Raw genomic sequence first — 21577 nt, 5'->3', positions numbered from 1 at the left:
GCGGATCGGCCAAGACGTTGTGGCGGCAGGATGCGGTGGGAACGCGCACATCAATGAAGGAGACTGTCGTGTCGGCGAACAGCTTCGACGCCCGCAGCACGCTGCAGGTCGGCGACGAGTCGTACGAGATCTTCCGCCTGGACAAGGTGGAGGGCTCGGCCCGGCTCCCCTACAGCCTTAAGGTCCTGCTGGAGAATCTGCTCCGCACCGAGGACGGCGCGAACATCACCGCCGACCACATCCGCGCCCTCGGCACCTGGGACTCGCAGGCCCAGCCGTCGCAGGAGATCCAGTTCACGCCGGCCCGTGTGATCATGCAGGACTTCACCGGCGTGCCCTGCGTGGTGGACCTCGCGACCATGCGTGAGGCCGTGAAGGAGCTGGGCGGCGACCCGGCGAAGATCAACCCCCTGGCGCCGGCCGAGCTGGTCATCGACCACTCCGTCATCGCCGACAAGTTCGGCACGAACGAGGCCTTCGCGCAGAACGTCGAGCTGGAGTACGGCCGCAACCGCGAGCGCTACCAGTTCCTGCGCTGGGGCCAGACCGCGTTCGACGAGTTCAAGGTCGTCCCGCCGGGCACCGGCATCGTCCACCAGGTCAACATCGAGCACCTGGCCCGCACCGTCATGGTCCGCAACGGGCAGGCCTACCCCGACACCCTGGTCGGCACCGACTCGCACACCACGATGGTCAACGGCCTCGGTGTGCTGGGCTGGGGCGTCGGCGGCATCGAGGCCGAGGCCGCGATGCTCGGCCAGCCGGTGTCCATGCTCATCCCGCGCGTCGTCGGCTTCAAGCTGACCGGCGAGCTGACCCCGGGCACCACCGCCACCGACCTCGTGCTGACCATCACCGAGATGCTCCGCAAGCACGGCGTGGTCGGCAAGTTCGTCGAGTTCTACGGCGAGGGCGTGGCCGCCACCTCCCTCGCGAACCGCGCCACCATCGGCAACATGTCGCCGGAGTTCGGCTCCACCGCCGCGATCTTCCCGATCGACGACGAGACCCTGAACTACCTGAAGCTGACCGGCCGCAGCGCCCAGCAGGTCGCGCTCGTCGAGGCGTACGCCAAGGAGCAGGGCCTCTGGCTCGACCCGGCCGCCGAGCCCGACTTCTCCGAGAAGCTGGAGCTCGACCTCGCCACGGTCGTCCCCTCGATCGCCGGCCCGAAGCGCCCGCAGGACCGCATCGTCCTCGCGAACGCCGCCGAGCAGTTCAAGAGCGACGTACGCAACTACGTCGCCGACGACGACGAGGCGGGCAAGGAGTCCTTCCCGGCCTCCGACGCCCCGGCCGCCTCCAACGGTGTCCCGAGCAACCCGGTCACCGTCACCGCCCCCGACGGCTCGACCTACGAGATCGACCACGGCGCGGTGACGGTCGCGGCCATCACCTCCTGCACCAACACCTCGAACCCGTACGTCATGGTCGCCGCCGCGCTCGTCGCGAAGAAGGCCGTGGAGAAGGGCCTGACCCGCAAGCCGTGGGTCAAGACCACCCTCGCCCCGGGCTCCAAGGTCGTCACCGACTACTTCGACAAGGCGGGGCTCACCCCCTACCTCGACAAGGTCGGCTTCAACCTCGTCGGCTACGGCTGCACCACCTGCATCGGCAACTCCGGCCCGCTGCCGGAGGAGGTCTCCAAGGCCGTCAACGACCATGACCTGGCCGTGACTTCGGTGCTCTCCGGCAACCGTAACTTCGAGGGCCGGATCAACCCGGACGTCAAGATGAACTACCTGGCGTCCCCGCCGCTGGTCGTCGCGTACGCCATCGCGGGCTCCATGAAGGTGGACATCACCCGCGACGCGCTCGGCGCCGACCAGGACGGCAAGCCGGTCTACCTCGAAGACATCTGGCCCACCGAGGCCGAGGTCAACGACGTCGTGGCGAACGCCATCGGCGAGGACATGTTCAACAAGTCCTACCAGGACGTCTTCGCGGGCGACGCCCAGTGGCAGGCGCTCCCGATCCCCGAGGGCAACACCTTCGAGTGGGACGCGCAGTCCACCTACGTCCGTAAGCCCCCGTACTTCGAGGGCATGACGATGGAGACCACCCCGGTCTCCGACATCGACGGCGCCCGCGTGCTGGCCAAGCTCGGCGACTCGGTGACGACGGACCACATCTCGCCCGCCGGCGCCATCAAGGCCGACACCCCGGCCGGCAAGTACCTCACCGAGCACGGCATCGAGCGGCGTGACTTCAACTCCTACGGCTCCCGCCGAGGCAACCACGAGGTCATGATCCGCGGCACCTTCGCCAACATCCGCCTGCGCAACCAGGTCGCGCCGGGCACCGAGGGCGGCTTCACCCGCGACTTCACGCAGGCCGACGCGCCCGTCTCCTTCATCTACGACGCCTCGCGCAACTACATCGAGCAGGGCGTCCCGCTGGTCATCCTGGCCGGCAAGGAGTACGGCTCCGGCTCGTCCCGCGACTGGGCCGCCAAGGGCACCGCGCTCCTCGGCGTCAAGGCCGTCATCGCCGAGTCCTACGAGCGCATCCACCGCTCGAACCTCATCGGCATGGGCGTCATCCCGCTCCAGTACCCGGCGGGCCAGTCCGCCGAGTCCCTCGGACTGACCGGCGAGGAGTCCTTCTCCGTCTCCGGCATCACCGAGCTGAACGACGGCACCACCCCCGCCACGGTCAAGGTCACCACCGACACCGGTGTGGAGTTCGACGCGGTCGTCCGCATCGACACCCCCGGCGAGGCCGACTACTACCGCAACGGCGGCATCCTGCAGTACGTGCTGCGCAACCTGATCCGCAACTAGCGGCCACGGCAAGGCAGTTGAGGGCCGCATCCCCGGCGACGGGGGTGCGGCCCTCCGCGTTTCCCCGCCGTAGGACCGCGCAGGACATCGCCAAGGCTCAGGTGGAACACAGGCTTCCCCCAGCGGACCGGGACAGTATCGGTACATGACTGGCACTTCCGGGCCCCGCGGCAGCCGAGTCCGCGTACTCATCGTCGACGACGAGCCCGCGCTCACCGAGCTGCTCTCCGTCGCGGTCACCGAGGCCGGCTGGCGGCCCTACCCCGCGCCGGACGGGCAGAGCGCGCTGCGGATCGCCCGCGGCTGCGCCCCGCACGCCGTCGTCCTCGACGGCATGCTGCCCGACCTCGACGGCGTCCAGGTGCTGCGCCGGCTGCGCTACGAGAACCCGAGGCTGCCCGTCCTCATGCTCACCGCGCGGGACGCGATCGAGCACCGCCTCGACGGTCTGGAGGCGGGCGCCGACGACTACGTCACCAAGCCCTTCTCCCTGGAGGAGGTCGTCCTGCGACTGCGCGGACTGCTGCGCCGGGCCGGCGGCGAACGGACCCCGACCGACGACTCCGTACGGGTCCTCGGCGATCTCACGCTGTCCGGCGAGACCCGCGAGGTGCGCCGCGCCGGTGAGTCGATCCAGCTCACCGCCAAGGAGTTCGACCTGCTCACCCTGCTCCTCGACCACCCCCGTCAGGTGCTGAGCAAGGCCCAGATCCTCGACCATGTGTGGAGCACCTGCTTCGACGGCGGCGGCAACCTCGTCGAGGTCTACATCTCCAGCCTCCGCCGGAAGATAGACCGCGGCCGGGCACCGATGATCCACACCGTGCGCGGAATGGGATACGCCATACGGCCCGTGGAGGACGGCAGATGAACCTCCGAACCCGCGACCGGGGCCGCCTTCGCGGCCGTTCACTGCGCACCCGACTCCTCCTTTTCATCAGCGCCTCCCTGGTCGTCGTGTGCGTCGCGATGTCCCTCACCACCGTCTTCGCCCAACGCGCCTACCTGCTGGGCAACTTGGACGACCGGGTCGACAACGCCGCCGAACGCAGCCTCGGCGGGGCCGAACTGCAACCGACGCTGGACGACAACCTCGGCTTCCTCATGGAGAACGGCCACGCCGTCGGAACCATCGCCGCACGGTTCGACGACGACGGCTCGATCAGCGCCGCCGCGGTCGTCCGCCAGAACGATCCGCCCCAGAACCTCACCGCCGCCCAGCGCACGGCCCTCGCGGGCATCCGGGCCGACGGCTCGATGCACACCCGGGCCGTTCCCGGCCTCGGCACCTACCGGATCGCCGTGCTCGGCGACGACACCGGGATCCAGGTCCTCACCGGCCTTCCGATGGACGACGTACAGGACATGATCAGCGGCCTGGTCGTGGTCGAGGCGGTCATCGCCCTCGTCGGCCTGACCGTGGCGGGCTTCCTGTGCGCGGTGGTCATCCGACGGCAGCTACGGCCGCTCGGCCGGGTCGCCGCCACCGCCGTCGAGGTCTCGCGCTCGCAGCTCGGCCACGGCGAGGTCACCGCCCTCACCCGGGTGCCCGAGCGGGACACCGACCCCGGCAGCGAGGCGGGTCAGGTCGGCGCCGCGCTCAACCGCATGATCGACCACGTCGAGTCCTCGCTCGCCGAACGCCAGCGCAGCGAGGAGCAGATGCGCCGCAGCGAGGAACGCATGCGCCGCTTCCTCGCCGACGCGAGCCATGAACTGCGCACCCCGCTGGCCTCCATCGCGGGCTATGCCGAGCTGATGAACCGCGGCACCGACCGCATCGAACCCGGTCTCGCCTGGCGCCGGGTCACCGCCGAGTCCGCGCGGATGACGGGACTGGTCGAGGACCTGCTGCTGCTCGCCCGGCTCGACGAGGGCCGGCCCCTGCAGTCCGCCGAGGTGGACCTCGCGGCCCTGCTCGCCGAGGCGGTGTGGGACGCGCGCGCCGCCGGCACCGGCCACGACTGGCAGTTGCACCTGTCCCTGGACGCCCCGGCCCTGGTCGTCGGCGACGAGGCCCGCCTGCACCAGGTGTTGGCCAACTTGTTGGCCAACGCACGTGTGCACACACCTGTTGGCACGACGGTCACCGCGAGTGTCGAGGCCACGGCCGCCCGCACCGTCGTCATCCGGATACGCGACGACGGCCCCGGCATCCCCCAGGCCCTCCTCCCCACCGTCTTCGAGCGCTTCACCCGCGCCGACGCCTCCCGCACCCGGGCCGGCGGCAAGGAGGGCGGCTCCGGCCTGGGCCTCGCCATCGCGGCCGCGATCACGGGAGCGCACGGCGGCCGTATCGACGTGACCAGCGTGCCGGGCCGCACGGAGTTCACCATCGAACTCCCGGCGGCCGAACTACCGCCCGCCGAAACGGCGATACGCGCCCGTACGGCACCGGTCTAGAAGAGCACCGGGCGCCGCACGGACGCGTATCGCCGACTGTCGGACCGACCCTAGGGAGAGGTCGTGAACGCGTCGAAGTCGGCCTCGCCCGTCGTGCCCGAGGCGTGCGAGGTCTGGGTCAGGCCGACGTCCTGGGTGGCCGCGGCGGTCGGGACGGTGATGGTGCCGACCAGGTTCCAGGTGGAGTTGTCGGTCGAGTAGTAGCCGCTGTACGAGGTGCCGTCACGGACGAGCTTCAGCCACGAGGGGTAGACGGCGGTACCGGTGGAGTCCTGGGAGTCGAGCTTCCCGTCGCCGTCGCTGTCCCAGTCGAGCAGATAGCCGTTGCCCGGGGTCGCGACGAGGGCCAGATAGCCGGGGGAGGTGTCGGGCTGGGTGATGTCGTTGCGGACCATGATCCCGGCCTTCGCCCAGACGTCCGTGTCCGACTGGGAGCCGAGCTTCACGGTCGTCACCGAACCGTCGTGCTCGGCTCCGGGCAGATAGATCGAGCCGTACTCGTTGGTGCCGTTGTACAGGTCCGCGCCCTGGGCCCGGATACCGAGTTGAGTGCCGGACTGGCTGAAGCTCGCCGTGGTGGAGGCGAACGTCTTGTACGGGGCCGTCACTTGGTGGTTGACGGTGATCGTGTCCCCAGCGGTGAGCCGGGTCTTCGGCGCCGACCCGAAGCGGTAGGTCGCCGTCCCCTGGAAGTCGCTTGAGGCGAAGAGCTTCGCCGAGGGCGGGATGGACACGGAGTAGGTGACCTTGAGTGCGTGGCCGCCGCGGATCGTCCGCGCCTCGGTCGCCGAACGGGTCGTGATCTTCGTGCCCGCCGACCCGGTGAGGGTCAGGGCGTTGTCGGTGATCGGCCGCGACCCGTTGTCGGACAGGACAGCGGTCACGGTACGAGTGGTGCTGTCGCTCGCCGCCGGGGCCCAGTTGAGCCCGAAGGAGACATCCGGAGCCGCGCCGGACACCACGTGACGGCTGCCGTGCACCCGGTACAGGACCACGCCGTGCGCCGGAACGTCGGCGGCGATCCGGCCCGCGGACTCGGTCAGCCCGTGGCTCCACAGATCCCGCAGGGAGTAGTCGCGCGCCTTGGCAAGCCCCAGCGCGGAAGCGGTCGTGGCCACCTCCCGGGGAGCCGGCCCGGTGTTGAACAGACCGACCACGACATCGCCGTCGGCCTCGGTCTTGGCGAACACCTGGGAGTTCGCGTCCGAAGAGATCCGCTTGGCGTCGACGCCGTCCTGGTCGACCCCGAGGACATCGGTGTTCTTCAGCAACGCGAGGTCGGCGGCGTCGAGGTGGGTGAGGTCGGTGCCGAGGATCAGCGGAGAGGCGGCCAGCGACCACAGGCTCATCTGGGTCCTGCGCTCGTCGGGCGTCAGGCCGTTGTTCGCGCCGTTGCCGATCTCCAGGGAGTCGTAGTCGTTGTAACCGCCGGGTCCGCCGTACGGTGCCCAGGCCGCGACCTGATCGAAGCGCGAGGCGACGGAGGCCCAGGTGGTCAGGGGGTAACTGCTGCCGTCAGGACCGCAGTAGCACTCGATGTCGCCGCCGGTGCGCCAGCCGTTGGAGAGCTTCTTCCAGGTGGCCGCGTTGTTGATGTCGAGGTTGTTGGACAGCTCCAGATGGATGGGCCGGCCGGTGTGGTGCAGGGCGTCCGACCAGGCCTGGACGTCCTGTTGGTCGGACGTGCCGACACCGTCGATCTTGAGATAGTCGATACCCCAGCCCGCGAACTGACCGGCCCACGAGTCGATGTACGTCTGCGCGCCGGGCTTGGTGTAGTCGATGCCCACCATGCCACCGCAGTTGTAGTTGTTCTCGGTCGTCGTGGTGGCGATGTCCCGTGCGTGGTAAGGGGTTCCCTTGATCTCGGTGTTCTTGGCGACCGCCTGCTTCGAGATGCCGGGGGTGACGTACAGGCCGAACTTCAGCCCGAGGGAGTGGACATAGTCGGCCACGACCTGGATGCCGTTCTCACTCCCGCGCGGCGGGAACTTGGCGGGGTCGGTGACCCAGCGGCCGTACTGGTCGACGTCCGGGCCCTGGTCGCCCGGGCACTGGTACCAGAAGTCGTCGATGTTGGCGTAGACGTAACCGTTTTTCGCCAGGCCGCTGGTCTTCAGCGCCTTCGCCTGGGCCTCGATGGTCTGCGCGGTCGGATTACGCCGGACGAAGCTCCAACTGCTCCATCCCAGCACGGGCTTGAGCCCGACACCGTTGTCATCGGCTCGCGCGGACTGGCCTCCGGACACGGTGATTCCCATGGTGAGCAGCAAGGCTCCGGTGAACGCGGCCACTACTCCGCGGATCTGTCTTCTCATGAGCTGTTCCTCCATCGCAACGCCCACTTGACTCAGAAAACGTCAAGAACCAACCCCGTGGACGCGACAAGTGAACAGGACCGAACTCCGGCCACCACATAGCGCGGTTGGCCAAAACTGGGTCAAGTCTGTGGGGTCACTGTGGTGCCATCAGTCCCCCCGCCCAGCAACCGCGCCTGCTCCAGCTTCAGTTCACCGAAGCCGCGGCGCGCGTAGGAGGCCAGCTCCGGGCCCGGGAACGGGACCAGCGACAGATGCTCCGAGAAGTCGCCCTGCGCCCAACGCGCCGCGGTGATCTCGTATCCCGCCGCGTGGGCGCACAACTCCAACAGCAGGGTGGGCATTTCCGGCTCGCGCAGCAGATCCGCCCGCCCGATGACGAGTTCGCGCATCTCCCGGAGCACCGGCAGGAAGACGGCCGTCACCCACAGCCGCCACTCGGCCGACTCCTGCTCGGTCGGCGGAGTGGCGTCGGCGAAGGGTGAGACGCCCCCGGGGCGGGCGTGCCGCTCCCGGAACGCGGCGAAAGTGCGGGCGTTGGCCTCGGCCAGCGCGAACAACGGGCCGTAGAACTCACTGAGTTGCCGATTGACCCGAGCGAGCCGCTCCTGCCGCTGCGCCAGCCGCAGACCGTTGAGATACGTGACAGCGAACCCGGCGAAGGTCAGCGCGACGGTGACGACGACTGCGATCATGCCGGGGATCGTAGGGGCTTCACGCGGAAGTGGAAGGGGCGAGCTGTTCGCGTACCCAGGCCGGATCGGGATTGGTGTGCGCCTCGCCCGCCACGACGACCGTCGGCACCGTCTCGTTGCCGTCGTTGGCCGCCCTCGCCGCCGCCGCTGCCTCCGGGTCGCGCCAGATGTTGACCCAGTGCAACTGGCGGCCACTGCGGCCCAGTCGGATGCGCAAGCGTATGCAGTACGCACAGCCCGGCCGCCACAGGACGACCGGCCGGCCGTCGACCGCGCTACGGCGCTCGGCCTCCCGCGCGCCGATCGACCTCGGGAAGATCAGGGGCGAGTTCAGGCTCGCGAGCGCCAGGAACACCAGCAGGAGTGCCGCGGCCGTGCCGGGGTTCCCTCCGAAGGTCAGCGCGGTCGCGAGGGCTGAGCCGCAGAGGGTGAGCAGTATCGGCAAGGTCCAGGCGCGCATCATGGTGACTCAGACTACCGATGAGTCGGAACACACCACCGGTTCTCGAACAACCCCGCCCCGACCGCCACTTCAACCCCCGCCCGCCGTTTACAGCCACCCCAGTCCGCGCTAACTTCACGGACAAGTGGGGTGGGAGCGCTCCCATCGTCCGACGGTCCGGAACCCGTCCGGCGCCCCCGGGATCGCCCCACCCCGCGCATCCCCATCCGCACGTTCCTCACGACCGCCGAGCGAAGGGACGTAGAACTGTCATGCCTATGACAACATCAAACGGAACCTCAGCGAGCACCATGCCGCGATTACCGCGCCCCACCCCCCGCCGAGCCCTCTTCCTCGTGCTCATGGCCCTCCTCACCACCATCCCCGCCCTGGCCCTGATCCTCGCCACCGGCGGCCGGGCGGAGGCCCACGGCACCCCCATGAAACCCGGCAGCCGCACCTTCCTCTGCTGGCAGGACGCCCTCACCGACACCGGCGAGATCAAACCGGTCAACCAGGCCTGCAAGGCGGCCCAACAGGTCAGCGGGACCACGCCGTTCTACAACTGGTTCTCGGTGCTGCGCTCCGACGGCGCCGGCCGCACCCGCGGCTTCGTGCCGGACGGTGAGCTGTGCAGCGGCGGCAACCCCAACTTCACCGGCTTCAACCTGCCACGCGACGACTGGCCCGTCACGCACCTCACCTCGGGCGCGACGGTCGACTTCTCGTACAACGCCTGGGCGGCGCACCCGGGTTGGTTCTACGTCTACATCACCAAGGACGGCTTCGACCCGACGAAGACACTCACCTGGGACGACATGGAGGACACCCCGTTCCTCACCGTCGACCACCCGCCGCTCAACGGCACCCCGGGCACGGTCGAGGCCAACTACTCCTGGACCGGCCAGCTTCCGGCGAACAAGTCGGGGCGCCACATCATCTACATGGTGTGGCAGCGCTCGGACAGCACGGAGACCTTCTACTCCTGCTCCGACGTCGTCTTCGACGGCGGCAACGGCGAGGTGACGGGCATCCACGACCCGGGCAACCCCACCGACCCGGTGTCCGGCGTCTGCTCCGCCACCCGCCGTACGACGGGCAGTTGGCCCGGCGGCTATCAGTCCGAGGTGACCGTCACCAACAGCGGCGACGTCCCGATGCTCGGCTGGATGGTCAACTGGTCGCTCCCCGGCGGTCAGTCGGTCGCCAGCCTGTGGAACGGCAACGCGACCTACAACGGCCAGGACGTGATGGTCCACAACGCCGACTGGAACGGCTCACTGAGCCCGGGGCAGAGCACCACCTTCGGCTACACCGTGAACGGCGACGGAGGTGATCCGGCAACTGCCCTGCCCTGCCAGGTCGGTTGACCCGCTGCTCGGGGCGGACCCGGTGGGCGGGGGGCCACCGGGTCCGCGAGCCGGGCGGGTCATGGGGGTGAATCCGCCCGGGTGGTGCGTGGCTTGAGGCGACGCTGTGGTGCGACAACGTTGTCGAATGGTCTCCCTATGACTCTACCGCCCCAACGGACAACGATGTCAACCCAGTTGACCCAGGTGCACCGTCCGAGTGGCCGCCCCGTGCGCCCGCGCCGGAGCACGCGCCCTTCCGTGGTACGGGTGGCGCACGTTACTGTCCACGCGGCTTGTGCGACCTGTGGTGCGCGACCCGTCCGAAGGAGGAGGGGCCGCGTCATGCGTTTCCGTCCCATGTCCCTGCTGGCACTGGCCGCCGCGCTCGTGGTCGGCGGCGCCACCCCCGCCCTGGCGGCGACCGCCGCCCCGGCCCAACTGGTCAAGGACCCCAGCGCGTACGTCGATCCGCTGATCGGCACCAAGAACGGCGGCAATGTCTTCCCGGGCGCCGTCGTGCCCTTCGGCATGCTCTCCTGGAGCCCGGAGAACACCAGAGGCAGCGCCACCGGCACGGCCGCGCCCGGCGGTTACCAGTACGACGCCACCCGCATCCGAGGCTTCAGCCTCACCCACATGTCCGGCACGGGCTGCGCGGGCGGCAGCGGCGACATCCCGTTCTTCCCGTACGCCGGCGAGGTCACCTCCTCCCCGGCGAGCGACACCAAGGACGCCGTCTACGCCTCCGACTTCAGCCACACCGACGAGACCGCCGAACCCGGCCACTACCGGGTCGGCCTCGCCTCCGGTGTCACCGCCGACCTCACGGCGACGGCCCGCACCGGCTCCGGCCGCTTCACCTACCCGGCCGACAAGCCCGCCTCACTGCTGATCCGCACCGCCAACTCTGAGGTGGGGTCCACCGATTCGTCGGTCACCATCGACCCGAGGACCCGCACGGTCTCCGGCTCGGTCACCTCCGGCGACTTCTGCGGCTACCTCGACCCCGAGGGCCAACGCGCCTACTACACCCTGTACTTCACCGCCCACTTCGACCGCGCCTTCAAGACGACCGGCACCTGGCAGGACGGCACACTGACCCCGGGCGCCACCTCCGCGACCGGCGGCACGGGCGGCTTCACCACCGGCGGGCGGCCCGTCGCGGGCAAGGGCGCGGGCGGCTACGTCGAGTTCGAGCCCGGCAGCGGCCCGGTCGGCGTCAAGGTCGGCATCTCCTACGTCAGTCAGGCCGGCGCCCGGGCCAACCTCGCGGCGGAGAACCCGCCCAGGCGCACCTTCGACGCGGTCGAGGACGCGGCCCACCGAGCCTGGCGCGACCAACTCGGCGCGATCGAGGTCGGCGGCGGTACGGAGTCCGAGCGCACCACCTTCTACACCGCGCTCTACCACTCCCTCCTGCACCCGAACGTCATCAGCGACACCGACCGCAGATACACCGGCAGCGACGGCAAGGTGCACAGGGTCGGAAAGGGCCACCTGGCGCAGTACGGCACCTTCTCCGGCTGGGACGTCTACCGCTCCCAGGCACAGCTCCTCACCCTCCTCAACCCGCGCACCGGCTCGGACATCGCGCAGTCCCTCTACGAACTCGCCCGGCAGAACGGGGGAGTCTGGGACCGCTGGCTGCACGGCGCGAGCGGTACCCACGTCATGAACGGCGACCCCTCACCCACCGCCCTGGCCGGCATCCGCGCCTTCGGCGGCACGGACTTCGACCTGAAGGGAGCACTCGGCTCGCTGGTGCGGGCGGCGACCGTACCGACCGCCCAGGACCTGTCCTCGTCCGGCAAGCCGGTGCTGTCGGTGGGCCAACGTCCCTCCCTCGACAAGTACTTGAAGCTGCACTACATGCCGTCCGTCTCCAATGCCTGGGGCGGCGCCGCCGAGACGCTGGAGATGTCCACGGCGGACTTCGCGCTCTCCCAACTCGCCACGGCGGCAGGGGAGAAGAGCACGGCCGCCGACTTCGGCGAGCGCGCCCAGTGGTGGCAGAACAACTTCAACATCGCCGCCGACCCCACCGGCGGCTACGTCGCCAACCGCAAGGCCGACGGCAGTTGGGTCACCGGCTTCACCCCGGGCACCGGCAACGGCTTCGTGGAGGGCACGGCCGCCCAGTACACCTGGATGGTCCAGCACAACCCGGCGGGTCTGTTCGCGGCGATGGGCGGCACGGACAAGGCGCTGGCCCGCCTCGACTCCTTCTTCCATGAGGCGGACGGGAGTTGGGCCTTCACCGGCAGCGGCGGCGACAAGTCCGAGCTGGACAACGAGCCGTCCGTCAACGTCCCCTACCTCTACGACTACGCGGGCGCGCCCTACAAGACCCAGGAGACCGTCAGAGCGGCCATGAAGCAGCTCTGGACGACCGACCCCGCCGGCATCCCCGGCAACGACGACCTCGGCGAGATGTCGTCCTGGTACGTCTTCTCCGCGCTCGGCATGTACCCCCAGGTCCCCTCCCGCGCCGAACTCGCCCTCGCCTCACCCCTGTTCGAGCGCATCGAGATCAACCGCCCGCACGGCAACGACATCTCCATCCGCGCGAAGGGTGCCGCGACCGACGCGCCGTACATCCAGTCGCTGAAGGTCAACGGCCGTACCACTGAACGCCCTTGGCTCTCGTCCTCGATCGTCAGGAACGGCGGCACCCTCGACTACACCCTCTCCACCACCCCCAACCGCACCTGGGGCAGCGCCCCCGCCGACGCCCCGCCGTCCTTCCGCACCGGCGAACAGCCGTACCAGATCGGCGTGGGCCCGACCGCCGCGACCCTCGCGCCCGGCGACAGCACCAAGGTGAACATCCGGGCCCTGTCCCTCAGCGGCGGCACCGGACCCGAGGTCCGCTACAGCGTCGAGACGCCCACCGGGGTCACGGCAACTCCCGCCCAGGGCACGGTGGTCGACGGTTCCCAGGACATCACCCTCACCGCCGCGGGCGACGTCCGACAGGGCTTCTACGACGTGAAGGTCACCGTCACCTCCGGCGACACGTCGTACCAGCAGCCGGTGTCCCTCACCGTGGCCGCGCCCGGCACCCTCCTCGCCGCCTACAACAACACCGGGGTCTCCGACGACACCGGCGAGCACGACGAGGCGGACTACGACGGAGGCGGCTGGAGCTACTCCCTCCAGGCCCTCGCGGCGGCCGGGCTGACCCCCGGCGGCACGGGCACGGAGGACGGGCTCGGCTTCACCTGGCCGAACTCGCCGAACGGACGCCCGGACAACGTCTCGGCGGCCGGCCAGACCGTCCAACTCCCGCGGCCCGCCAGCGCCTTGTCCTTCGTCGGCAGCGCGGTCAACGGCAACCAGCAGACGAAGGCGACCGTCACCTACACCGACGGCAGCACCGAGCCGATCGATCTCTCCTTCACGGACTGGACGGTCGGCGGGGGCGGCGGCACCGTGCAGTACGGCAACGAGGTCGTCGCCAGGGCCGCGTACCGCAACGTGGCCGGTGCGGACAAGGACCCGGTCGTCACCTATGTGTTCGCCACCAAGCCGTTCGCGGCACCCACGGGCAAGACCATCAAGAGCGTGACACTTCCGGACGACCCGGATCTCCATGTGTTCACCCTTGCGGTGAACTGACGTCCACAATGTGTGCCCTCGCCCGTTCCGGTGGCGGGGGCACATCGACGCGTGCGAGCATCCGCAGATGGGTAAACGGCCGCACCTGCCCGAGGAGTTTCGGGCCGAAGCGCGTACGGCCTTCGCGTTCCTGGTCGGGGACGAGGGCTTCGCGCCGCCGGAGGACATAGACGGCGGTCTGCGCTATCTGCGCGCGGACCTCATGGTGCGCGTCTGGTTCCTGGGCGGCGCCGAATCAGAGGTCCTGACACGACTGATCCCCCTGGCGCCGGACGGCACCAGGGGGAGCGGCGCTTGGCTGGACGACCTGTACACGGCCGCCGCGTGCGGCCCGCCCCAGGACGTCCCGGTGTTCGCGTCGACCAGACGAGGCGTGGTCAAGCGCGTCCACCAGCACGCGGAGGCGTTGCGGCGGCTGCTGCCCCGCCTCCCCGTGCCGTGAGTGGACCTCAGGCCAGCAGCTCCACCTCCGCGAGCGTCGAACTGCCGGTCAGGACAAGGCGGTAGTGCGCGTACGAGCCCGGTGACGCGACCGAGAACGCGCGCGTCTGCTTGTCCCAGGCGAAGGACTCGCCGGAGCGCCGGTCGAGCGTCTTCCAGGTCGTCCCGTCCTTCGAGCCCTGGAGGGCCCAGCCGGTCGGCGCTTTCGTGCGGTCGGCCGACGACGTGAGCGTGTACTGGATGCCCTTGGTGGCCTTGGTGACCGGCAGGTCCACCGAGGTCACCGTCGCGGCCGTGGCCGACGTGTTGTCGAACAGGGCGCCGTCACCGGCGAGTTGGTCGCTGCGGGGCGTCGGCACCTTGTCGTTCGTGGTGATCGACACCGGCGCCGCGTTCTTGCCGCTGCCCCACGACGACGGCTTGGAGCCCATCGAGAAGTCCAGCACTCCGCCCTTCTCCAGCAGCGAGTGCGGGAGCGAAGTCTTCGTCCAGGTCTGCCCGTTGACCTTCAGGCCCTGCACATAGACGTTCTTCGTGCTGTTCTTCGGCGCCTTGACGACGAGGTCCTTGCCGTTCTCCAGGTGCACGGTCGCCTTGGTGAACAGCGGGGAGCCGATGGCGTATTCGCCGCTGCCCATCACCAGCGGGTAGAAGCCGAGCGCGGAGAAGAGGTACCAGGCCGACTGCTCGCCGTTGTCCTCGTCGCCGTGGTAGCCCTGCCCGATCTCGCTGCCGGTGTAGAGGCGCGACAGCACCTCGCGCACGTTCTTCTGGGCCTTCCAGGGCTCGCCGGCCGCGTCGTACATGTAGATGACGTGGTGGGCTACCTGGTTGGAGTGACCGTACTGGCCCATCCGGACGTCCCGTGCCTCCGTCATCTCGTGGATGACCCCGCCGTAGGAGCCGACGAAGTCGGAGGAGGCCGTCTCAGGGGTGCTGAAGTACTGGTCGAGCTTGTCCCCGAGGGCCTTCTGCCCGCCGTAGAGGTTGGCGAGGCCGCGGCTGTCCTGCGGGGCGGTGAAGGCGTAGCCCCAGCCGTCGGTCTCCGTGTAGTCGTAGCCCCACACGCGCGGGTCGTACTTCGAGGAGTCCAGGCGCCAGTCGCCCTGCGCTGTCCTGCCCTGGAAGAAACCGGCCTGCTTGTCGAAGAGGTTCACGTAGTCCTGGGCCCGGTTGAGGAAGTACTCCGACTCCTCCTTGTAGTGCTTCTCGCCGGTCTTCTTGTAGAGAGCCTGGCCCATCTTGGCGATGCCGTAGTCGTTGACGTAGCCCTCCATCGCCCAGGAGAAGCCCTCGCCCGTGTCCGTGCTCGTGTAGCCGAGGAAGGGCGAGGTGGTCATGCCCTTGCGGCCGACGCCCGACGCGGGCGGGACGACGGTCGCGTTCTTCACGGCCGCGTCGTAGGCCGACTCGGCGTCGAACTTCACGCCCTTGACGTACGCGTCCGCGAACGCGACATCCGAGGAGGTGCCGGTCATCAGGTCCGCGTAACCGGGGGAGGACCAGCGCGAGATCCAGCCGCCGTCCTTGTACTGCTGCACGAACCCGTCGACCATCTCGCCTGCCTGACTTGACGTCAGAAGTGAGTACGCCGGCCAGGTGGTCCGATAGGTGTCCCAGAAGCCGTTGTTGACGTACACCTTGCCGTTCACGATCTTCGCGCCGGTGTGCGTCGGGGTGTCCTGGCTCGGCATCGGGGAGAACGGCGAGGCGTACTGGTAGGTCGAACCGACCTTCTCGAAGCCGGAGTTGGGGTACAGGTACAGCCGGTACATGCTGGAGTACAGCGTGGTGAGCTGATCGGGCGTCGCGCCCTCCACCTCGACCTTGCCGAGCAGCTTGTCCCACACCTTCTGGGCCTGCTGCTTGACCGTGTCGAAGGAGGTGCCGTCCGGGATCTCCTGGCGCAGGTTGTCCTTGGCCTGGTCGACGCTGATCAGCGAGGTGGCCAGGCGCAGGGTGACGGTGTGGTCGGCGCCCGGCTTGAACCGCAGATAGCCCTTGACGCCGCTGGAGGAGCCGTCCGTCACCGGCGCGTCGAACACGCCGTAGACGAAGAGCCGCGTAGCGCCCGTGGACAGGCCGGACTTGACGTCCGAGTAGCCGGTGACGGTCCCGGTGTCCTTGTCGAGGGTCAGGCCCGCCTGCTCGGTGACGTTGTCGAAGATGACGCTCGCGTCGTCGCCGGGGTACGTGAAGCGCAGCGAGGCCGCGTGGTCGGTCGGGGCCATCTCGGCCTTCAGACCGTTCTCGAACGTGACGCCGTAGTAGTACGGGCGCGCGGTCTCGTTCTCGTGCTTGAAGGCCAACTCCCGTGCGTTCGGGTCGGTGTTGGGCGTTCCCGAGGCCGCCGACGGCATCACCTGGAAGGTCTGCCGGTCGCCCATCCAGGGGCTGGGCTCATGGCTCAGGCTGAGCGCCTGGAGCGTCGGCAGGTTGTCGTCGTTGTTCGCGCGCGCGTAGTCGTAGAGCCAGCTCAGCGACGACGAATTCGTCACCGGGGTCCAGAAGTTGAAGCCGTGCGGCAGCGCGGTCGCGGGGAAGTTGTTGCCGCGCGAGAAGCTGCCGCTGGAGTTGGTGCCCCGGGTGGTCAGCGCGTAGTCCGACAGATGCGCCTTCGGCTTCTCGGGTGCGGCCGACTTGATGCTCAGGTCGTCCAGCCAGCCGCGGAACTTCGCCGGGCCGCCGGGGGAGTCGTAGGCCAGAAGAATCCGGTCGACGGTCTTCCCGGCCGCGACCGAACCGATCCGCGAGAGGACGCTGTTCCACTGGTTGACGTAGAGGATCTTGGCCGCGCCCTGCCCCTGCGGAGTCAGCGCGAAGCCGTGCGAGTCGGTCGCGCCGAGGTCGCTGAGATAGGTGCCGTCCGTGAAGACCAGGTCGACGGAGACGTTCGTGGCGTCGTAGTCGCGGTCGCCGTCGGCCATTTGCGGGAAGAGGCGGTACGAGAGTGCGGTGTCCTTGCCGACCGCCACGTTCACGTCGAAGATCTTGTTGTACGAGTACGCCCGTCCCGTCGCCGTATGGCGGCCCGCGTAGCGCAGTGCCCGCTTCCCGGTGAAGCCGGCGCCCGCCTTGGCGGTGGGGGAGCCGCTGGGGCCGCGGTCGACCAGCGAGAGCATGTCCTCGGGGATCGGGGCGGTGCTGCCGCCGGTCGAGAACTGGACGTCGGCGAGCTGGAGGATGCCGCTCGCGCCGTTGTTCTTCGTGATGTCGAGCCGGAAGTGCTGGTACTCGGCCGGCTCGGCGAGGTCGTAGGACTTGGTCTGGAACCGTTCGGCGAAGGTCTCGCCGGTGCGGGTGTCGACGGTCTTCCAGTCCTTGCCGTCCGTCGAGCCCTGGAGCGTCCAGTCCTTCGGATCACGTTCGGCGTAGTCGTTCGCCGAAGTCAGCGCGTACGTCACTATCTTGGCCGGCTTGTCGAGGTCGAACTCGACCCAGCCGGTGGACGCGAAGGTCAGCCACTTGGTGCCGGACTCGCCGTCGACGAGGTTCTCCTTCACCTCGCCGCCGCCCGTGTTCTCGGAGCTGGCCCGGACGTCGGTGACATGGTCGGTCACATTGCCGGGGATGCCGCTGCTGTAGCCGCCGTCGACGCCGGAGGCGCGCTTGGAGCCGTCCGGCGCGGTGTCGACCGTGTTGAGCCAGTCGGGTGCCGGATCTCCCGTCTCGAAGGAGGAGGCGAACTCCCCGCCCGGGGAAGGGGCCTTGACCGGAAGCGCGACCGCCACTCCCTGCGAGCCCACCACCAGTGCCAGTGCGACTGCTGAACTCCACCATCTGTGCCGCATACGAGAGAACCCTCCCTGCACGTTGGACAACGTTGTCAGCTACGACGCGCAAGGAACAGTAGGGAGTCAAGTGGCCTGGCATGTCAAGGGTGTTGAGTGTGGCATTCGAGGGCAATAACGGGGATTTCTCCGTCATCGAACACACAGGGCGTTCATATTTCCGCGAGGTCTCACTTCGGAAAAGACCGACAACCTACCCTGCATTCGATCTTGCTCTGTCGGCGGGAAGTGGACTATACCTGTCGCGTTCGACACCGCTCCCGAAGCAGCACGCACGAAGTACCTCCTGCACGACCAAGCTCGACCTGACCGCGGTGCCGGGGAGGATCCGGTTCACCGCCTGAGTCCTGGAGAAGGCGAGGACTTGAGCATGGGATCCACTTCCGCCGAGAACAACGGTTCCAACGGCGTCGGCCGCCGCGAATTGATCAAGAGGTCGGCCGCACTCGGTCTGATCTCCGTACCCACGATGAGTTTCCTTTCGGCCTGTGCGAGCAGTTCAAGCGGCTCGGACAAGAAGGCCAAGGCGGGCACGAAAACCGCGAAGAACCCGCTCGCCGTCAACGAGACGGCGCAGATGGAGTTCGTCCTCTTCGACGGCGGCTTCGGCAAGGAGTACGCGCAGGACGCCGTCAAGATCTACGAGAAGAACTTCCCCAAGGCGAAGGTCAAGTTCTCCGCCACCCAGAAGATCCAGTCGACGTTGCAGCCCCGCTTCAACCAGGGCACCCCGCCGGACCTCATCGACAACTCCGGTGCCGAGCAGATGGACATGGGCGTTCTGGTCGGCAAGAAGCAACTCACCGACCTCACCCCGCTGCTGGACGCCGCGTCCTACGACGACCCGAACAAGAAGGTCCGCGACACCCTGCGTCCGGGCATCGTGGAGATGGGCCAGTTCGACGGTGACCCTGTCTGGATCATGTACTACGCCTACACGGTGTACGGCGTCTGGTACTCGCAGAAGGCGCTGGACTCGCTGGACGCCGAGTACCCGCAGACCTGGGACCAGATGCTCGCGGTCTGTGAGAAGGCCAAGAAGAAGGGCATGGCGGGCTGGACGTACGCGGGCAAGTACCCGTACTACATCCCCTTCTCGCTCTACCCGATGATCGGCAAGGTCGGCGGCGTCGAGGTACTGAACGCGATCGACAACCTGGAGCCGAACGCCTGGAAGCACCCGGCCGTCAAGGCCTGCTTCGAGGCCTACTACGAGCTCTACAAGAAGGGCTACATCCTCAAGGGCACCCCGGGCCTGGACCACATCCAGTCGCAGACGGCCTGGGCCAAGGGCAAGGCGCTGTTCATCCCGAACGGCTCCTGGGTGGAGAACGAGTCCGCCAACGTCATCCCGGCGGACTTCAACCTCGCCGTCTCCGCGCCCACCGGCATCGACAGCTCCGACAAGATGCCCTTCGGCACCATCTGGGCGTCCGGCGGCGAGCCGTTCATCGTGCCGGCCAAGGCCGCGAACGCGGCGGGCGGCATGGAGCAGCTGCGCATCATGCTCAGCGAGGCGTCCTCGAAGAACTTCACCTCCAAGGTCAAGTCACTGACGGCGTACAACGGCGGCACCGAGGGCATCACCCTCACGCCGGGTCTCACGTCCGGTGTGGCGGCGCTGAAGCTGGCCGGGTCCAATGTCGTGAACCCGCGGATGCAGGACTGGTACGTGCAGTTGCAGAAGGAGCAGATCGGCGTGGCCGGTCTCGGCGAGATGATGGCGGGACGGGCCACCCCGGCCGAGACCATCAAGAAGATCCAGGGCTTCGCCGACGCGGCGGCCAAGGACACGTCGATCAAGCACTACAAGCACCAGTGAGGATCCGTCACCAGCGGCGGTGCCGCGCAGATCGGGGTCGGTAGCAATGCAGCACGGCAAGTACCGGTTCATCGTGGGGTTCCTGGCGGTGCCCCTGGGGTTGTACGCGCTGTTCGTCGTATGGCCGTTCATCCAGTCCATCTACTACTCGTTCACGGACTGGACCGGTCTGAGCCCCGAATTCAAAATGGTCGGCTTCGCCAACTACCGGAGAATGTTCAACGACGAGATCTTCTGGAAGTCGTTGCAACACAGCCTTCTGTTCGCGTTGGTGCTGCCGCTGGTGACGATCAGTCTGGCACTGTTCTTCGCCTTCATGATCAATGTGGGCGGACGGCGGCGCCGGGGCGGCCCGGTGATCTCCGGGGTCCGCGGCTCCTCGTTCTACAAGATCGTGTACTTCTTCCCGCAGGTGCTGTCGATCGCGATCGTCGCCCTGTTGTTCGCGTTCGCGTACAACCCGGACAGCGGGGCGATCAACTCCCTGCTCCGCGGGATCGGTCTCGACAGCGTCCAGCCGCTGTGGCTGGGCGACCCGAGCCTCGCCCTGTGGTGCGTGATGGCGGTGCTCGTCTGGTCCTCGGTCGGCTTCTTCGTGGTGCTGTTCTCCGCCGGTATGGCCTCCATCCCGGCGGATCTCTACGAGGCCGCGCTGCTCGACGGCGCGGGCCGGGCGGCCACGTTCTTCCGCATAACCCTGCCGCTGCTCTGGGACACGGTGCAGTCCGGCTGGGTGTACATGGGCATTCTCGCGCTCGGCGCGGAGTCGTTCGCGGTCGTACAGATCATGACGACCGGCCCGGGCGGTCCCGACTACTCGACCACCGTCATGGTCCTGTACGTGTACCAGAAGGCGTTCCGTGACGGGCAGGCCGCCTATGCCACGACCATCGGCGTCGCCCTGCTCGTCGTCACCCTGGCGTTCGCCGCCATCGTGATGCGACTGGGCCGGCGCGAGCGGCTGGAGTTCTGATCCCATGAAGACGACCGAGACCCCCGCCCCCGTGCCGGCCGAGTCCGGTGTCCCCGTCGCGAAGACCGACCCACCGGTCGGCGAGCCGCCGAAGGAGAAGAAGGAAGGCGGCCTGCTCAACGCCTTCTCGCACGGCATGCTCATCCTGTGGGCGTTCATGGTCGTCATGCCGCTGCTGTGGGCGGTGATGACGTCCTTCAAGGACGACGGGTCCATCTTCAGCTCGCCGTGGGCGCTGCCGGACAAACTGCACTTCGACAACTGGGCCCGGGCGTGGACCGACGCCAATATGAGCGACTACTTCCTCAACACCGTTCTGGTGGTGGGCGGTTCACTCATCGGAACCCTGGTGCTCGGTTCCATGGCGGCCTATGTCCTGGCCCGGTTCGACTTCCCGGGCAACCGCTTCATCTACTACCTGTTCATCGGCGGCATGAGTTTCCCGATCATGCTGGCGCTGGTTCCGTTGTTCTACGTGGTCAACAACATGGGTCTGCTGAACACGATCCACGGTCTGATCCTGGTCTACATCGCGTATTCGCTGCCTTTCACGGTCTTCTTCCTGACCGCGTTCTTCCGCACCCTGCCGACCTCCGTGGCGGAGGCGGCGTTCGTGGACGGTGCCTCCCACACCAGGACGTTCTTCCAGATCATGTTGCCGATGGCCAAGCCGGGACTGATCAGCGTGGGCATCTTCAACTTTCTGGGGCAGTGGAACCAGTACATGCTCCCGACCGTGCTGAACACCGATCCGGACAAGCGCGTCCTCACCCAGGGGCTGGTGCAACTGGCGGCCAGCCAGGGCTACAAGGGTGACTGGTCCGGCCTCTTCGCAGGCCTGGTGATGGCCATGTTGCCGGTGCTCGTTGCGTACATCGTCTTCCAGCGTCAGGTGGTGCAGGGACTGACGGCAGGCGCCCTGAAGTAGCGGCTCCGCTT

At 68.2% G+C, this 21577-nt stretch carries 13 protein-coding genes; 9 read left to right on the top strand and 4 right to left on the bottom strand.

Annotated features, from left to right (window positions below; genetic code table 11):
- Positions 1 to 68 precede the first annotated feature (68 nt).
- From acnA to AB0M63_RS08670, 3 genes are all read left to right on the top strand, one after another.
- On the top strand, positions 69 to 2783 hold the full coding sequence (acnA, locus tag AB0M63_RS08680) for an aconitate hydratase AcnA (RefSeq protein ID WP_355901979.1): 2715 nt from the start codon (positions 69 to 71) through the stop codon (positions 2781 to 2783).
- Between the two features lie 145 nt (positions 2784 to 2928).
- Positions 2929 to 3654 (top strand): response regulator transcription factor, encoded by a 726-nt coding sequence (locus tag AB0M63_RS08675; RefSeq protein WP_366018878.1) that lies wholly within the window; start codon positions 2929 to 2931, stop codon positions 3652 to 3654.
- Positions 3651 to 5186, top strand: coding sequence for an ATP-binding protein (locus tag AB0M63_RS08670; RefSeq protein WP_366018877.1), 1536 nt, complete (start codon positions 3651 to 3653; stop codon positions 5184 to 5186). The genes AB0M63_RS08675 and AB0M63_RS08670 overlap by 4 nt, the downstream gene beginning before the upstream one ends.
- 50 nt (positions 5187 to 5236) lie before the next feature.
- Here the strand turns inward: AB0M63_RS08670 and AB0M63_RS08665 are convergent, their stop codons facing one another.
- The 3 genes from AB0M63_RS08665 to AB0M63_RS08655 form a co-directional block, all read right to left on the bottom strand.
- On the bottom strand, positions 5237 to 7504 hold the full coding sequence (locus tag AB0M63_RS08665) for a glycoside hydrolase family 27 protein (protein WP_366018876.1): 2268 nt from the start codon (positions 7502 to 7504) through the stop codon (positions 5237 to 5239).
- Between the two features lie 122 nt (positions 7505 to 7626).
- Entirely contained in the window at positions 7627 to 8199 is a 573-nt protein-coding gene (locus AB0M63_RS08660) for a hypothetical protein (protein WP_366018875.1), read from the bottom strand.
- A 19-nt stretch (positions 8200 to 8218) separates the two neighbouring features.
- Complete coding sequence (locus AB0M63_RS08655; RefSeq protein ID WP_366018874.1) at positions 8219 to 8662, bottom strand: glutaredoxin domain-containing protein; 444 nt, start codon at positions 8660 to 8662, stop codon at positions 8219 to 8221.
- Between the two features lie 290 nt (positions 8663 to 8952).
- Between AB0M63_RS08655 and AB0M63_RS08650 the strand changes: the two genes are divergently transcribed.
- The 3 genes from AB0M63_RS08650 (at position 8953) to AB0M63_RS08640 (ending at position 14053) form a co-directional block, all read left to right on the top strand.
- Positions 8953 to 10011 carry a lytic polysaccharide monooxygenase gene (locus AB0M63_RS08650; RefSeq protein WP_366018873.1) on the top strand — a complete coding sequence of 353 codons (1059 nt, stop codon included), beginning with the start codon at positions 8953 to 8955 and terminating at the stop codon, positions 10009 to 10011.
- Positions 10012 to 10335: 324 nt separating this feature from the next.
- A complete protein-coding gene (locus AB0M63_RS08645) occupies positions 10336 to 13611 on the top strand; it encodes a GH92 family glycosyl hydrolase (protein ID WP_366018872.1) in 3276 nt (1091 codons plus the stop codon).
- Between the two features lie 67 nt (positions 13612 to 13678).
- Entirely contained in the window at positions 13679 to 14053 is a 375-nt protein-coding gene (locus tag AB0M63_RS08640; protein ID WP_355901962.1) for a hypothetical protein, read from the top strand.
- Positions 14054 to 14060: 7 nt separating this feature from the next.
- On the opposite strand, the gene AB0M63_RS08635 is transcribed toward AB0M63_RS08640, so the two are convergent.
- Positions 14061 to 17843 (bottom strand): GH92 family glycosyl hydrolase, encoded by a 3783-nt coding sequence (locus AB0M63_RS08635; protein ID WP_366018871.1) that lies wholly within the window; start codon positions 17841 to 17843, stop codon positions 14061 to 14063.
- A gap of 370 nt (positions 17844 to 18213) precedes the next feature.
- Between AB0M63_RS08635 and ngcE the strand changes: the two genes are divergently transcribed.
- Genes ngcE through AB0M63_RS08620 form a run of 3 tightly spaced genes read left to right on the top strand, consistent with a single transcriptional unit; the run spans position 18214 to position 21566 of the window.
- On the top strand, positions 18214 to 19665 hold the full coding sequence (gene ngcE / locus AB0M63_RS08630; protein ID WP_366018870.1) for an N-acetylglucosamine/diacetylchitobiose ABC transporter substrate-binding protein: 1452 nt from the start codon (positions 18214 to 18216) through the stop codon (positions 19663 to 19665).
- A gap of 46 nt (positions 19666 to 19711) precedes the next feature.
- Positions 19712 to 20638 carry a sugar ABC transporter permease gene (locus tag AB0M63_RS08625; RefSeq protein ID WP_355901956.1) on the top strand — a complete coding sequence of 309 codons (927 nt, stop codon included), beginning with the start codon at positions 19712 to 19714 and terminating at the stop codon, positions 20636 to 20638.
- Between the two features lie 4 nt (positions 20639 to 20642).
- Positions 20643 to 21566, top strand: a complete 924-nt coding sequence (locus tag AB0M63_RS08620) for a carbohydrate ABC transporter permease (protein ID WP_355901954.1) — start codon at positions 20643 to 20645, stop codon at positions 21564 to 21566.
- Positions 21567 to 21577: the final 11 nt, after the last annotated feature.

It is taken from the genome of Streptomyces sp. NPDC051576 (assembly GCF_040681835.1).
GTDB lineage: Bacteria > Actinomycetota > Actinomycetes > Streptomycetales > Streptomycetaceae > Streptomyces.
The sequence above is the reverse complement of the archived record's forward strand: the minus strand, read 5'-3'. Positions and strand labels throughout refer to the sequence as shown.